Origin of the sequence: Candidatus Merdisoma sp. JLR.KK006 (assembly GCF_036941035.1) — a bacterium.
Classification (GTDB): domain Bacteria; phylum Bacillota; class Clostridia; order Lachnospirales; family Lachnospiraceae; genus Laedolimicola.
Genome location: NZ_JAYMNS010000002.1, coordinates 205,387 through 219,376 on the forward strand (window position 1 = coordinate 205,387; position 13,990 = coordinate 219,376).

Below are 13,990 nucleotides of genomic sequence, written 5' to 3' on the forward strand. Positions count from 1 at the left end.
GGAAAAAACACACTTTTTGTGTTATTCTTTAAATAAAAAGATGACTTTACCGAAGCCTTTACCTGTTTTTAGCTTAAACTCATGATAGGATGCCTGGGCCAAAGAGATCTTAGCTCCTAATACCTGGGGGTTGCTTCATATGAAAAAGGGGAACAGGGAGATTTTATGCGAGAATATAAAGAGACCCATCATTCACTGCTGTTTAAATCCAACTCAGATCTTACACTTTACAGTGCCGGGCATGAAGCCTGCAGCCCCGGACAGAATTATGGTCCTCGGGTCAGGCCCTATAATTTGATTCACTTTGTTTTAAGGGGCCAGGGGGAGCTGCATATCGGTGATCATGTGTTCCATGCAGCTTCAGGCGATGCCTTTTTGATACCGGCAGGACAGGTGGCCTATTATGAAGCCTCCAGGGATGAGCCATGGACCTATGCCTGGGTCTGCTTTCTGGGCATTCAGGCCGAAAATTATCTTCGTCATATTATGACATCCACGGAGGAAATCTATATCATCCGCGGCCTTTCAGCAGAAAAATACGAAACTGCCATCCTGGAGCTGCTCACCTTTCAGGATGACACTACCAGCAGCTATTTTGCAGTTAACAGCATTTTACTGCGTATTATGTCCTACTTATTTTCGGATATTGCATTCCAGGAGCAGGAGTGGGGCCGCCGCAACGGGGCGGATAAGATACGCTTTTATCTGGATATGAATTATTTCAAAAACTTGAAATTAAAGGACGTGGCTTCGGATCTGGGCTTTCACCCCCATTACATGACACGGATTTTCCGGGAACAGTTTGGAATTCCGCCCAAGCAATACCTCATAGAGCTAAAGCTTAAGAAAGCCTGCGGACTGCTTAAGTCCACTCAGCTTCCGGTGGCCGTTGTTGCGGAATCTTTGGGCTTTGAGGATGCGCTGGCTTTTTCCAAACTATTTAAAAAGGAATTTTCCGTGTCTCCCTCCGCATACCGGAAAGGGACGTTTTAATGTAAAGTGTTACAACAATATTTTATTGATAAAAGGAGCTATTTGCTGTATTATTTGAAAAAGACATTTGGAACGCTTTTAAAAGGAGATTATTAATATGAACTTTCAACTAAGACACTGGAGAACAGAAGACGCTAAAGCCCTTGCCAAAGCTGCGGACAATCCGAAGATCGCCGCCAACCTGCGCAATGTCTTTCCCAATCCCTATACCCTTGAGGATGCCAACTGGTTCATCAACGACTGCATTTCCAAGGGAGACAGCCATGGGTTCACATGGGCCATTGAAGTGGAGGGGAAAGCCGCCGGGTGCATTGCAGTCACGCTCCTGAATGATGTATACGAGAAATCCGGTGAATTGGGCTACTGGCTTTCGGAAGAATATTGGCGGCAGGGCATTATGTCTCAGGCCGTGCAAATCATTTGCCGGGAAGCCTTCAAGACCTTTGACATTATCCGCATCTCTGCAGAGCCCTTTGCCTATAATGCCGGATCAATAGGTGTTCTTAAAAAAGCCGGCTTTACCTATGAGGGCACTATGCGGAACGGTATTTACAAGAATGGTCGGGTTCATTCTTATTACATTTATTCGCTTCTTAGAGAGGAAATAAAACTGTAAAATGAATCCCCGAATCGCAGGGACGCATATTTGCTTTTTTTCAATCCTTTCAAAGACAAGGGACATCCGCAAAATAAATTGATCAGCTTATTTTGCGAATGTCCCTGTAATCCCTGAACCTTTATTCTGCTATAACCTTATGGTATGCCTTTTTCCCTTTCCGAATAATCAGCGCCCCGTCACTGTCAAAATCAGCAGCAGTAAAGCTCTTGTAAACATCCGTCACCTTTGCATCGTTGACGGTTACGCCTCCCTGCTGCACCAGACGGCGGGCCTCCGAACGGGTCGGCGCAAGCTTAGTCTCAACCAACAGAGAAAGGATATCCTTGCCTGCTTCCAAATCTGCTTTCGGGTAAGCCGTCGTAGGCATATCATCCGTCTTGCCGCCGCTTACAAAGAGCGCCTTTGCGGCATCCTGAGCTTTCTTTGCCTCTTCCTCCCCATGAACAATCTTGGTAATCTCATAGGCAAGCACTTCCTTGGCATGGTTAATCTCGGCACCCTCCAAAGCTCCCAGACGGCGCACCTCATCCATAGGCAGGAACGTCAGAAGTCCCAGGCATTCCTCCACTTTCACATCCTCAATGTTTCTCCAGTACTGATAAAACTCGTAGGGAGAGGTCTTCTTTGGGTCAAGCCACACAGCTCCCTTCATAGTCTTGCCCATCTTAATGCCCTCGCTGGTGGTCAAGAGCTTAAAGGTCAGACCATAAGCCGGCTTGTTCTCTTTTCTTCTAATCAGCTCCACGCCGCCGATGATATTGGACCACTGATCATTGCCGCCTAGCTGCATCTGGCAGCCGTACAATTGATTCAGCTTCAGGAAATCATAGGACTGCATAATCATGTAGTTAAATTCAAAGAATGTCAATCCTTTCTCCATTCTCTGCTTATAGCACTCGGCCGTCAGCATCCGGTTTACGGAAAAATGAGCGCCTACTTCCCGCAGGAACTCCACATAGTTCAGATTCAGCAGCCAGTCCGCATTGTTGGCCAGAATCGCCTTGTCATCCTCAAAATTCAGAAAATGAGAAAATTGCTTACGAAAACACTCCGCATTGTGCTCAATGGTTTCCTTGGTCATAACCTTTCTCATATCGGATTTTCCGGAGGGATCCCCTACCATCGTAGTACCGCCGCCAAGAAGGGCAATGGGCCTGTGGCCTGCCCTCTGCATATGCATCATAGCCATAATCGTCAGGAAATGTCCTGCCGTCAGGCTGTCCGCCGTTGCGTCAAAGCCGATGTAAAAGGTTACCGGCTCACTGCCCCCCAGAAGCTCCCTTACCTCCTCCGGGTGGGTACATTGTTCGATGAAGCCACGCTCCATCAGGGTGTCGTATACGTTTTGTGACATTGGTTTGTTCTCCTTTTGATTATTTTGTTTGATTTTAAATTTACCCTGCCGGGCCGCTCGATTCCGCTTGGCTGCCCGGCTCATTGCCAGCGTGCAAAAAACCCCCGTCCTAATAAAAGGACGAGGGTTATACTCGTGTTACCACCTTTTTTTATAAACGGCTCACGCCGCTTACCTCTTCAAGTGTCTCAAAACACTCTAGCACGATAACGTGTGCAGGGCTCCGTCACAGCCTACTTGGAGCTAATTTAGAATATTACTCCGTTTGGTGTGAAGCTCAGGGATGTATTCAAAAACAGGCTTTCCGTGCGCCTCTCATCAGCCGGCTGCTTTCTGTCCGGGGTCACTGCTCTCTACTTGTTCCCGTCAATGCTTTTGCAATGATAAAATTGTAATGGATATCTGTCAGATACTAGGGACATTATATCTGTAGATTTCGAGATTGTCAACCGGGTTTTCCATAAAAGCATCATAAAACTTGTAAAAGCAAGCTGTCTTTTCAATCAAAATCAGCGAACACTCACAGCGCTTTCTCCATCAGCTTCTCCAATTCCCGTTCAAGTTCTTCCTTCGGCGCTTTGCATCCATGCCCTCCCAGGCAAATGGCCGGCTTTGTCTTTCCGTGAAAATCACTGCCGCAGGTGTAGAAGAGCCCATAAGCCCTTGCCTGCTCCACACGCTCCAAAGCCTGCTCTGGCGTATGGTAACTGCTGAAAGCTTCGATCCCGTCTATCCCCAAACCTATGATTCCGCCAAGAAGCTGCTCCCGCCCTTTCAGGTTGACGCAAGGGTGGGCCAGAACCGCCAAGCCGTGGTTTTGATGGATGATATCTATGATATCTTTCATTTCCGGTATCTCAATATCCGCATGGCAGGGCTTTCCCTGAGAATAAAAATCCCAGTAAAAGTTCACCAGCGCATTATCCGCCCTGGTTCCGCCCTCCCGATAAGGCAAAAGCAGAGGATGTTCTCTGTATTCCGGCTTTGCAAGGAGAACCTCCGCAAACATCTCTCCCGTCCAGGAATCCGGCCAGCGGCTCCCTTCGGAAAGCTGCCGCATCTCCCATTCTTCCACCATAAACCCCAGCTTTCTCGTCTTGGCGAGCATTTCTATAGAAGCATTTCGAACCTGAGATCTGATATTTTCCTCCACCCTGGCAAAATCCGGGGACGCATCATCTATACCGTATCCCAGCACATGAAAATTCGCTCCCTCATAGGTACAATCAATCTCAATTCCTGAAATATAACGGATTCCCCGTTCCTTTGCCGCTTCTTTTACTTCCTGATTTGCGCAGGCGCAGTTGTGATCCGTGACAGCCATCAGCTCCACTCCCCAAGCTGCACATTTCTCCACCAGCTCAAGGGGCGTAAACTCTCCGTCATCACTGTAATTGCTGTGCATATGTAAATCAACCATTTTTTACCTCCATGTATCAAACTCTTCCTTTGGATACCCCAAAAGCCCCAGTAGCTTCCAAGGTTGTCAACCGAATTTTTCATTTTTTATCTTTTCAAGAGTAGCCTGATACTGTTCATTGTCAGGCTCCAATTCTAAAGCCTTCTGCATTGCCCATTGTGCCTCATCATAGCGCTTCAGCGTTTGCAGAGTGCGTCCCAGGCTCCAGTGATATTCCGCATTATCCGGGTCAAATTCCAATGCTCTTCTTGTCGCCTCCAAATCCTCATTGTAACGGTTTAATTCAAAAAAGGTTACACCAAGGCTGTAGTTGTATTCTGCATTATCCGGATCAAGCTCCAATGCTCTCTGAAGCTCATCTAATGATTCCTCATAACGCTCCATTTGCTGTAAAGTTAAGCCCAAAAGATAACGGTATCTGGCATTGTCCGGCTCAAACTCCAGAAGCTGCTGTTCCAATTCTATTGCCTCTTTATTTTTCTCAGAGTTGTGCAATTCAACTGCCCTTCTGTACATCCCCTGCAATTTTGTCTGATTGGTAATTTTCCGAACTGCCTGGTCCATTTCTTCGTCAGGCTCTTTTTCCTCCTGAGGCATATCCTCTTTCCGGATTGATTTCTCAGTAAACTCGTCTATCGCATTTGCCAGCATCTGAAACCGCTTTTCGGCATCGTTGATGAAGTCTTCCTTTAAAGGCAATTTGCACTCAAATTCAGCTCCCAGCAAATACAAAACCTTATCGAATCCATTATGCTTAATCAGATATCCATTGGCCGCTTCCAGAAACTGCATCACCTCGGCGTTTGCCTCGTCTGTCTTATAAAGCATCCAGTAAGGGAATCTCCATTCGTCTCTTGAAAATCTCTCCTTATTCTCCAACAAAAAATTCATAAGGCTCTTATCATTTCCTGCATATCCTATAAAGACAGGATGATACTCGGAAAATACGATCCCCAATGCTTCCTTCCAGTTTTTATGCAGCTTTTCCAATTCGTCCGTTCTATTCTTCGGATCAAAAAGAAGATCCCTGTGTATTTTTATAATTGTGGGCCTTCTGATCTGCTTTCCTATATAATGGGCCAATGTCTCATGTCCTATGATGAGGGGTATTGTCTGTGTGTAATAATTTACGGCGTCTTCTGTCAGATGATCAAAGTTTGTGGTGATTACAACGTTATGCTCCGTCTGCGTCAGCATATACGAAAGCATTACATATCCAATGCTTGGCTTTGCATGCTCCATCAGTTTTTCCAAATAATTATACCCATCCATGGGCTGACGTTTAAAACGTCTTTCATAATATTGGCTGTAAAAGCTGTATTTATTGGAATCGTTTATTTTTAAATCCTTTTTCCATTTTAAATGACTATCCCTGTTTCTCTCCAGTAGTTCTTTGTCCCATATGTTTACAAGCTCCTGGCCTGACTTTATTCCGGATGTAATGGACGCCCCTGCCCCTAGGACAAAACAAAATTTTCTTGCATGGGGACCGACGGAGACATCCTTCATTTCATTTATAAATCCAGTTAAGGACAGTTCTTCATAACTCATTTGTGTTTTCCCCTTTTTATCTTATGGTTCCGTATGTCATATTTTGGTATTTTATTTTAGGATACCATAAATCTTTGGGGATTCCTAGATTTTCTTCTTAGAATTTTTGTAGTTCTATGTGTAAAGCTCCATCCAAAAAATCTAGATTGTTTGTTATAATAGCCTTTAAGCCTCCATCCACTCTATAGCTTCAACTACCGTTTTTCTTCCTCTTTTTCCCATTGTGCAATTTCAAAATTATAAAAAAGTAAAACCGTTATACACTTCAGTAATAACTCCTATAATTCTTACCAAAATAAGCCGAATCAATTTAAACTGTTCTTTTAAATACAGAAATTCTGTATGCATGGCAAAAAAATACTCACTATCTAATCATATTAGCTGTTAGAATAGTGAGTATTTTCTATGCATATCATAATCTTATTTTCTCTTGGAACTCTTTATACGCCAAAACAAATAACAGCCAAACACTACTTTTCTGATTACAATGGCTGCTGTATCAGCTCCTAAAAGTAATTTTAAACTGCTCCTGTCTTTGATACTTAAAAAACCTGTGTAAACCTATACTCTTTATGTTGTCCGTCCGTATCCACGCAATATACCTCACCTTATCTGCCGCATATTTTTCGTATAAAGCATAATGCAGCAGCTTACTTATCCCCTTTCCCTGATATGCAGGCGTGACGAATATAAAATCCTCTGTAATAACGCTGCCGGACTTTGAATAAACCATTCCTGCTGCAAGAGCACCTCTGTCTATATCATGTACTCCGATAAAATGCTTCTCTTTAAGAAAAGTATCCCATTCCCTTTTATCCGGCAGTAAATCTGAAAGTTCATCAAAATACAGATATAACTTTTCTTTAAACAGATCTCCATCATCCTCATAAACTATCTGTAAATCACTCGGGCTCTGCATATTCAGATAAACCGGACTTCTGCAGAGCCACTTCATGTAAACTGCGTGTTTACGCATTCCTGCCCTGGATAATATCCGGCCTGCTTCCGATGAATCGGGATCCCGGCAGATAATGTCACATACATATATCTCATCAGAATCGTTACTTATTTTATAATGGCCGGCATCCGCAATGAAATAATACATTCTTTTAAATTGTTCCTTCTGATACCACAAAACCAAATACTCTTTTTCCCTGTAATGATATGTTATTTCTGCCTGCTCAATTGCTTTTGACAGTAACGTATTCTGCAAAAAGTAATAATTGGACAGATATTTTCTGTCAGCAGTCCTTACCCATGATACCAGTTCATAAAAATATTCTATGTCAGGCATTACCCCCCCCCCTCAAAATTTCCACAAACCTCCGCCCAGGACAGCCGCAAAGAAAACTCTCCGTCCAACGGCAGATACAGCCTACCCGGCTTTTCCTCCGCCCGCAGCAGACGATAAATATACTCCGGTGAATCCTCCATGCCGAACCTGCACATTCCCGGAATATCTGATGACTTATAAATCTTTCTTTTCCCTGTCAGCAGCTGCTTTCTGGCCGCTGCCCGGTCCTCTATTATTTCCGCAAATTTTTCCTTAAATGCTTCAAAAGCAAGCTGCATCAATTTTTCAGTAAGCTCATACGCCCGTACATCTGCGGTTATCCTGCACTTTTTCTGTATAATAATATCTCCCGCATCCACCTGCTTTGTGACATAGTGCCAGGTGATCCCCGTTTCCTGCTCGTTTTCAAATATAGCCCAGCTCGGCGCATTCCTCCCAGGGAACTTCGGAAGCAGCGCATTATGGAAATTAACAATTGTATCCAGATGCCAGGCACCGCCGTACCGCCGCATGCGGTCATAGGTGAATACAAAAGCATCCTTAAGAGCCTCGCCGGTCAAATGCTGCTTACAGGCGTAGAGCAGATCTTCTTCCTTTTGATTCGGACAATAAAGCACATACCAGATATCAAGGACCCCTTTCTGTACCGCAGCTCTTTCAGTATCTAAGAGCCTTGCTGCTTCTGCATTTTTTTGTAGAGCAGGTTACTCTACGAACTTATTTATATCTTTTTCTACTAATTTTCCTATTTTCTCCCCTATCCTTACATCAAATTTTTCCCAAAGATTATGAACCGTCTCACTAATTTCATAGAGATATTTTAGGCTTTTTAGTACTTTGTGCAAAGAATGCAGCACTGGTTATTTAAGCGGCACAACAGGTTAAATTATATAAACGCTCTCCCTCCATTTGCCAGAAAATATAAACTATTATATAATCAGAACAGGAGGTTATGATACCTATGAACAAAAAAGATATTTTCATTATTCACGGAACAAACTATAAGGAAATGACCTTACAGCTTTTGGAAGCTGCAGATCTGGCAGCAGCTATTGGCAGCACCAAAAAACATATTGGATTAAAACCAAACCTGATCTGTGCCAAGGATCCTTCCCTTGGAGCCACCACTCATGGAGAGCTAACCGCTGGAACCATTGAATATCTGCAAAAACATGGTTTTTCTCACATTACAGTGATGGAAAGCTCCTGGGTTGGAGAGCGTACCTCTCGTTCCTTCCATGCATTTGGCTATGACCGCATCTGTGATGCCTATGGTATCCCCTTTGTGGATCTCCAAAAGGACAGCTATCATACCTATGATGCAAAAGGAATGCAAATCAATGTATGTGATGCTGCAATGAATGTGGACTTTATGATTAATCTTCCAGTTCTTAAGGGGCATTGTCAAACTACTATCACCTGCGCCCTTAAGAATAATAAAGGTGTGATTCCCAATTCTGAAAAACGCAGATTTCATACGTTGGGTCTCCATAAGCCTATTGCTCACTTAAACACAGTTGCCCGCAATGATTTTATATTGGTAGACAATATCTGTGGGGATCTGGATTTTGAAGAGGGCGGCAATCCTGTAACCATGAACCGAATCCTGGGCTTTTGGGATCCAGTCCTTTGTGATGCCTATGTTTGCGATTCTATGGGGCATTCCGTAGATGAAGTGCCCTATATTACTATGGCAGAGCGTCTGGGGGTAGGTTGTGCCGACACCTCGAAAGCAAATGTAATTTTGCTGAATCAAGATACTTTTACTGACTCCCGTCCCAGATTCACACGCCGGGTAGAAGCTCTGGCCGGATATACTGCTCCCAAGGATGCCTGCTCCGCTTGTTATGGTTCCCTTATCTATGCACTAGACCGTTTACGCCAAGCCGGAAAGCTTAAAAAGAATGCCTCTCCTGTCTCCATCGGCCAGGGCTGGAAAAATTGTCCCGGAAAAATCGGTATAGGGAATTGTACTTCCTGCTGTTCTGATTTTTTAAAGGGATGTCCGCCCAAAGCCGTTGATATCCTGCGGTTTTTGGAAGAAAATTGGGAGTCGTAGGATCTCGAAAAGCAGCATAAAAAGGTGCATTTAAATCAAAATCTAAATCATACCCAGCAGCGGAAAAGGGGCTGTCGGGAAATAAGACCGAAGACTTTTCTGATACCCTGTGTCCGGCTGATGTCTTATTTCCCGACAGCCCCCTCTTTTCACATATTTTCCCCTATTCATTCTGTTATGACCGATAATCCGCATTAATCTTCACATAATCATACGTGAGATCACATCCCCACGCCGCAGCCGCAGCATCCCCCATCTTCACATCCGCCAAAGCTGTCACCTCCGGCTCCGACAAAATCCGGGTAGCCTCCTTTTCACTGTAATCCACTGCAACGCCGTTTTCTATAATCTGAAGCTTTCCTGCCTTACTCTCAAAGAACAGATCCACTTTCTCCGGATCAAACTGTACGCCGGAATAACCCATAGCACAAAGAATCCGGCCCCAATTGGCATCATGACCATAGATGGCCGCTTTCACCAGGCTGGAGGTCACCACAGACTTACTTAAGGTCACTGCATCCTCCTTTGTCTTTGCACCCACAATCTTTACTTCAAAAAGGGCTGTGGCTCCTTCCCCATCCCCTGCCATTTTCTTTGCAAGATAAGTATTGACTATATTAAGCGCAGCCGCAAACTGCCTGAAGTCCTCATTTTCCTCTGCTATCTCCGGATTTTCTGCCGCTTTGTTGGCCAGAACCAGCAATGTATCATTGGTGGAGGTATCTCCGTCCACAGAAATCATATTGAAAGTATCCTTTACATCCTCGCTCACAGCCTTTTGCAGCATTTCCTTGGAAATGCAGACGTCCGTGGTCACAAAGGCAAGCATGGTGCACATATTGGGATGTATCATACCAGAGCCCTTGCACATTCCGCCGATGGTCACTGTTTTTCCGCCGATCTCTGTCTGAACCGCAATCTCCTTATGCACTGTATCCGTAGTCATAATTGCCTTGGCCGCCGCCGTACCGTGCTCTGCAGTACTGCCCTTTGCTTCCTTTAATAAAGTGATTCCCTTTTTCAGGCGTTCCATAGGAAGCTGCATGCCGATCACGCCTGTGGAAGCTACCAATACGGCATCCTCCGGCACATCCAGCACCCTGGCACACTCTCTAGCTGTATCCTTGCAATACCCATACCCTTCCGCTCCCGTGCAGGCGTTTGCAATTCCGGAATTGACAACCACTGCCTGAACAAAGGGAGACTCGGCCACAATCTTCTGATCCCATTTTACAGGAGCAGCTTTTACTACATTGGTGGTAAAGGTTCCCGCTGCCTGACAGGGCGTCTCGCTGTAGATAAGGGCCATATCCGTGCGCCCCTTATATTTGATCTCCGCTGCCGCTGCTGCTGCCTCAAATCCTTTTGCCGCTGTCACGCCGCCTGAAATGGTTTTTATATCTTTCATAATCTAATTCTCCATTTTCTGTATAGTTTGTCTTGTATTCTAAAAGCTCCCGATTCCCGGCCCAATTATTTATTGAACTCCTCAATATTCTTTTCATTCAGCACAAAATCATAATAATTCAAATCCTGCCGTTTTGTCCAGCCAATTCGGTTCCAAAAAGCATTTCCAATGTCATTTTGGGTAAATGCGATCAGGGATACCTTGCTGATCTGCTCTTTTCTCAGCGCATTCATGGCATACACTACCATCGCCTTGCCGATTCCCCTCATCCGATAATCCCCATGTACGCACACATGGTACAGACAGCCACGCCGCCCGTCATGGCCGCAGAGGATGCTCCCTACCACCTTTCCATCCTCCAGAGCAACCACACTGGTATCCGGATTCCGGCGAAGAAAACGCTCCACACCCACTCTGGAATCGTCAATGCTTCGAATGGCAAAACCTTTGATTGTCATCCAAAGCTCATATACACCGTCATAATCTTCGATTGTCATTGTTCGGATTGTCATGTTTTTTGCCATTCCTTTCTAGTAAAACTACGGAAACATCGGAACCAGATTAAGTCCCTCGCTCTCCTTTATTCCAAACATCAGATTCATATTCTGAACTGCCTGACCGGTTGCTCCTTTTACCAGATTATCCATAGCCCCCATCATAATAATCCGGTTCGTTCTGGGATCCAGCTTAAAATTCACATCCACATAATTGCTGCCCTCCACCCATTTCGTCTGAGGGCATACATCCTGATCCAGTACCCGTACAAACTGCTCGGAAGCATAATATTTGTCATAAGCTGCCTTTACCTCTTCATAAGAAGTCTCCTTTTTCAGACTAGCATAAGCCGTAATCAGTATTCCCCGGTTCATAGGCACCAGATGCGGCGTGAAATTAATCTTAAGCGGCTCCCCTGCCGCATAGCCTAACTGTTCCTCAATCTCCGGAGTGTGGCGATGGGTTGCCACACCGTAAGCCTTGATATTTTCATTCACCTCGCAGAACAGATTGTCCACCTTGGCTCCACGGCCTGCGCCGGATGTTCCGGACTTGGCATCCACTATGATCGTATTTGGCGCAATGAGCCCTTCCTTTAACAAGGGATAAATGGAAAGTGTGGTACAGGTAGGATAACATCCGGGATTGGCAATCAGCCTTGCCTTTCTTATATCCTCCCGGTTAATCTCACAGAGACCGTAAACCGCTTCCGGTATATACCCGGGCGTAGGATGGGTGATCCCATACCACTGCTCATATACCTTAACATCCTTGATTCGAAAATCTGCGCTCAAGTCCACAATCTTTGTCCGTGACAGAATCTCTTCATTTACCAGAGATGCGCAAAGCCCCTGTGGAGTGGCAGTGAAAATCACATCCACCTCCCTGGACAGCTCCTCCATATTGTCGTCCATACATTTGTCATCCACAATCTGGAACATGTTTTGATAAACCTGGGCATACTTCTTATCTATGTAGCTTCGGGAACCATACCATTTAATCTCCGCTTCCTTATGCCCTGTCAGGATTCGCACCAGTTCCCCGCCTGCGTATCCGGTTGATCCAATAATTCCTACTTTAATCATAATCTCCTCTATCCTCTCTGCTTTAAGCTTTCTTCTCTAATTCTTCCGTATCCTGTTTACATTTTTCCAATAACCTCATGCTCCTTGGTCGAGCGGCTATAAGAAGCAGGACACTGTGCACCTCATATTCTGCATTTACGGTTTTGAATTATTATGCATATTCATTGCATATATTATCACTATTTTTCATATTATTCAAGTTCTATTTTATTTTTATGCACTTCTACCACATTTAAGCCTAATCTTTTTGCAGATTTGCGCACTTTATGCCTTGGACTTTTCATTTTTCCACCTCAATATTTCCTCAAGCCTTTCCTTCACCTGCCGCTCCTGTCCCTGCTCTGTGGGATGGTAATACCTCCTCCCTGCCAAAGCCTCCGGCAGACACTCCATTCTGCTCAGCTTTTCTTCCGTATCATGAGCATAAATATATCCTTCCCCATAATGAAGCTCTTTCATAAGATTCGTGGGCCCATTGCAGATCTGCAATGGCACAGGCTCCGCCGGAAGCTCACGCACATCCGTCTTGCATGCCTCACAAGCCTGGTAAAGGGCATTGGACTTGGGAGCCATGGAAAGATACACGACTGCATGGGTCAGATGCACATCACATTCCGGAATTCCCAGAAAATGACAGGCCTGATAGACTGAAACCGCCAGAGAAAGAGCTCCGGAATCCGCCATTCCCACATCCTCACTGGCAAACCGTATCAGCCTCCTTGCAATATACAAAGGCTCCTCTCCTCCGTCCAGCATCCGGTGCATCCAGTAAACCGCTGCGTCCGGATCGCTGTTGCGCATGGACTTATGGAGTGCGGAAATCAAATTGTAATGCTCCTCTCCATTTTTATCGTACAAAAGGGAACGCCGGTTCATACACTGGGCCAAAAGCTCCGAATCTACACAGAGCACTCCCTCCTCATTCATTTTTCCATTCAAAACAGCCATTTCCAGCGTATTTAGCGCCGTTCTTGCATCACCATTGGCAAATCGGGCAATGGCTTTCAACTGTGTTTCTTCTATTAATATATACAGATTGCCAAAGCCCTTGGGACTTTTTAATGCATGGCAAAGAAGAGCCATCAGATCTTTTTCCTCCAGGGCCTTTAAAATAAAAACCTTACAGCGTGATAAGAGAGCGGAATTAATCTCAAAGGAGGGATTCTCCGTGGTTGCCCCTACCAGAACAATGCTGCCTTTCTCCACAAAAGGCAGAAATGCATCCTGCTGAGCCTTGTTGAAACGATGAATCTCATCTGTAAACAAAAGGGTGCGAATCCCCATTCTGCGATTCTGCTCTGCCTGATTCATCACTTCCTTTACTTCCTTAATTCCGCTGGTTACTGCGCTGAATTCTACAAACTCCGCCCGTGTCTGTTTAGCGATAATCCTTGCCAGAGTCGTCTTTCCCACTCCCGGAGGACCCCAGAAAATCATAGAAGATACCTGATCCCTCTCGATTAACTTCTGCAGGATTTTCCCCTCCCCGATTAAATGTCTTTGCCCTACATATTCATCCAGACTTTCCGGCCTTAGACGGCTGGCCAGCGGCGCACTTTGTTCCCGATCGTCAAACAGGCTTAGCTGTTCCATCATTTCCTATCACCTTGCCCTTTTCCCACAGCATTTTGCAAACATATGTTTCCCTTATCATACTACATTCCGGAGGCTGCCACAAGTCATTTTTTAATAAAAATAAACCAATTGACATC

Annotated in this window: 12 protein-coding genes and 1 other annotated feature; of the genes, 3 read left to right on the forward strand and 9 right to left on the reverse strand. The window is 45.0% G+C overall.

Features of this window, described 5'->3' with window-relative positions; translation table 11 throughout:
• Positions 1-165: 165 nt before the first annotated feature.
• Positions 166-993, forward strand: a complete 828-nt coding sequence (locus tag VSQ61_RS02600) for an AraC family transcriptional regulator (protein ID WP_334342870.1) — start codon at positions 166-168, stop codon at positions 991-993.
• A gap of 97 nt (positions 994-1,090) precedes the next feature.
• Positions 1,091-1,609 (forward strand): GNAT family N-acetyltransferase, encoded by a 519-nt coding sequence (locus VSQ61_RS02605; RefSeq protein ID WP_334342871.1) that lies wholly within the window; start codon positions 1,091-1,093, stop codon positions 1,607-1,609.
• A gap of 121 nt (positions 1,610-1,730) precedes the next feature.
• Here VSQ61_RS02605 and tyrS read toward each other — a convergent pair whose 3' ends face one another.
• From tyrS to VSQ61_RS02630, 5 genes are all read right to left on the reverse strand, one after another.
• Entirely contained in the window at positions 1,731-2,966 is a 1,236-nt protein-coding gene (tyrS, locus tag VSQ61_RS02610; RefSeq protein WP_334342872.1) for a tyrosine--tRNA ligase, read from the reverse strand.
• Positions 2,967-3,079: 113 nt separating this feature from the next.
• Positions 3,080-3,345: a binding site (T-box leader), on the reverse strand.
• 141 nt (positions 3,346-3,486) lie between these two features.
• Complete coding sequence (locus tag VSQ61_RS02615) at positions 3,487-4,386, reverse strand: PHP domain-containing protein (protein ID WP_334342873.1); 900 nt, start codon at positions 4,384-4,386, stop codon at positions 3,487-3,489.
• 66 nt (positions 4,387-4,452) lie between these two features.
• Positions 4,453-5,937, reverse strand: coding sequence for a tetratricopeptide repeat protein (locus VSQ61_RS02620; protein WP_334342874.1), 1,485 nt, complete (start codon positions 5,935-5,937; stop codon positions 4,453-4,455).
• Between the two features lie 499 nt (positions 5,938-6,436).
• Positions 6,437-7,231 (reverse strand): GNAT family N-acetyltransferase, encoded by a 795-nt coding sequence (locus VSQ61_RS02625; protein WP_334342875.1) that lies wholly within the window; start codon positions 7,229-7,231, stop codon positions 6,437-6,439.
• Entirely contained in the window at positions 7,231-7,848 is a 618-nt protein-coding gene (locus tag VSQ61_RS02630) for a formyltransferase family protein (RefSeq protein WP_334342876.1), read from the reverse strand. The genes VSQ61_RS02625 and VSQ61_RS02630 overlap by 1 nt, the downstream gene beginning before the upstream one ends.
• Positions 7,849-8,192: 344 nt before the next feature.
• Between VSQ61_RS02630 and VSQ61_RS02635 the strand changes: the two genes are divergently transcribed.
• Positions 8,193-9,290, forward strand: a complete 1,098-nt coding sequence (locus VSQ61_RS02635) for a DUF362 domain-containing protein (protein ID WP_334342877.1) — start codon at positions 8,193-8,195, stop codon at positions 9,288-9,290.
• Between the two features lie 175 nt (positions 9,291-9,465).
• Here the strand turns inward: VSQ61_RS02635 and argJ are convergent, their stop codons facing one another.
• The 4 genes from argJ to VSQ61_RS02655 all read right to left on the reverse strand — a co-directional run bounded on the left by argJ (position 9,466) and on the right by VSQ61_RS02655 (position 13,871).
• Positions 9,466-10,689, reverse strand: a complete 1,224-nt coding sequence (gene argJ / locus VSQ61_RS02640; protein ID WP_334342985.1) for a bifunctional glutamate N-acetyltransferase/amino-acid acetyltransferase ArgJ — start codon at positions 10,687-10,689, stop codon at positions 9,466-9,468.
• Between the two features lie 74 nt (positions 10,690-10,763).
• Positions 10,764-11,210 (reverse strand): GNAT family N-acetyltransferase, encoded by a 447-nt coding sequence (locus VSQ61_RS02645; protein WP_334342878.1) that lies wholly within the window; start codon positions 11,208-11,210, stop codon positions 10,764-10,766.
• A 27-nt stretch (positions 11,211-11,237) separates the two neighbouring features.
• Positions 11,238-12,278, reverse strand: coding sequence for an N-acetyl-gamma-glutamyl-phosphate reductase (argC, locus tag VSQ61_RS02650; RefSeq protein ID WP_334342879.1), 1,041 nt, complete (start codon positions 12,276-12,278; stop codon positions 11,238-11,240).
• Positions 12,279-12,542: 264 nt separating this feature from the next.
• Entirely contained in the window at positions 12,543-13,871 is a 1,329-nt protein-coding gene (locus tag VSQ61_RS02655) for a replication-associated recombination protein A (RefSeq protein WP_334342986.1), read from the reverse strand.
• Positions 13,872-13,990: the final 119 nt, after the last annotated feature.

Excerpts from the sequence above, each read along its gene's own strand:
- VSQ61_RS02635 (WP_334342877.1), top strand. The coding sequence starts at position 8,193 with ATGAACAAAAAAGATATTTTCATTATTCACGGAACAAACTATAAGGAA.
- VSQ61_RS02620 (WP_334342874.1), bottom strand. The coding sequence starts at position 5,937 with ATGAGTTATGAAGAACTGTCCTTAACTGGATTTATAAATGAAATGAAG.
- VSQ61_RS02600 (WP_334342870.1), top strand. The coding sequence starts at position 166 with ATGCGAGAATATAAAGAGACCCATCATTCACTGCTGTTTAAATCCAAC.
- VSQ61_RS02605 (WP_334342871.1), top strand. The coding sequence starts at position 1,091 with ATGAACTTTCAACTAAGACACTGGAGAACAGAAGACGCTAAAGCCCTT.
- VSQ61_RS02645 (WP_334342878.1), bottom strand. The coding sequence starts at position 11,210 with ATGACAATCCGAACAATGACAATCGAAGATTATGACGGTGTATATGAG.
- tyrS (WP_334342872.1), bottom strand. The coding sequence starts at position 2,966 with ATGTCACAAAACGTATACGACACCCTGATGGAGCGTGGCTTCATCGAA.
- VSQ61_RS02615 (WP_334342873.1), bottom strand. The coding sequence starts at position 4,386 with ATGGTTGATTTACATATGCACAGCAATTACAGTGATGACGGAGAGTTT.
- VSQ61_RS02655 (WP_334342986.1), bottom strand. The coding sequence starts at position 13,871 with ATGGAACAGCTAAGCCTGTTTGACGATCGGGAACAAAGTGCGCCGCTG.
- VSQ61_RS02625 (WP_334342875.1), bottom strand. The coding sequence starts at position 7,231 with ATGCCTGACATAGAATATTTTTATGAACTGGTATCATGGGTAAGGACT.
- argC (WP_334342879.1), bottom strand. The coding sequence starts at position 12,278 with ATGATTAAAGTAGGAATTATTGGATCAACCGGATACGCAGGCGGGGAA.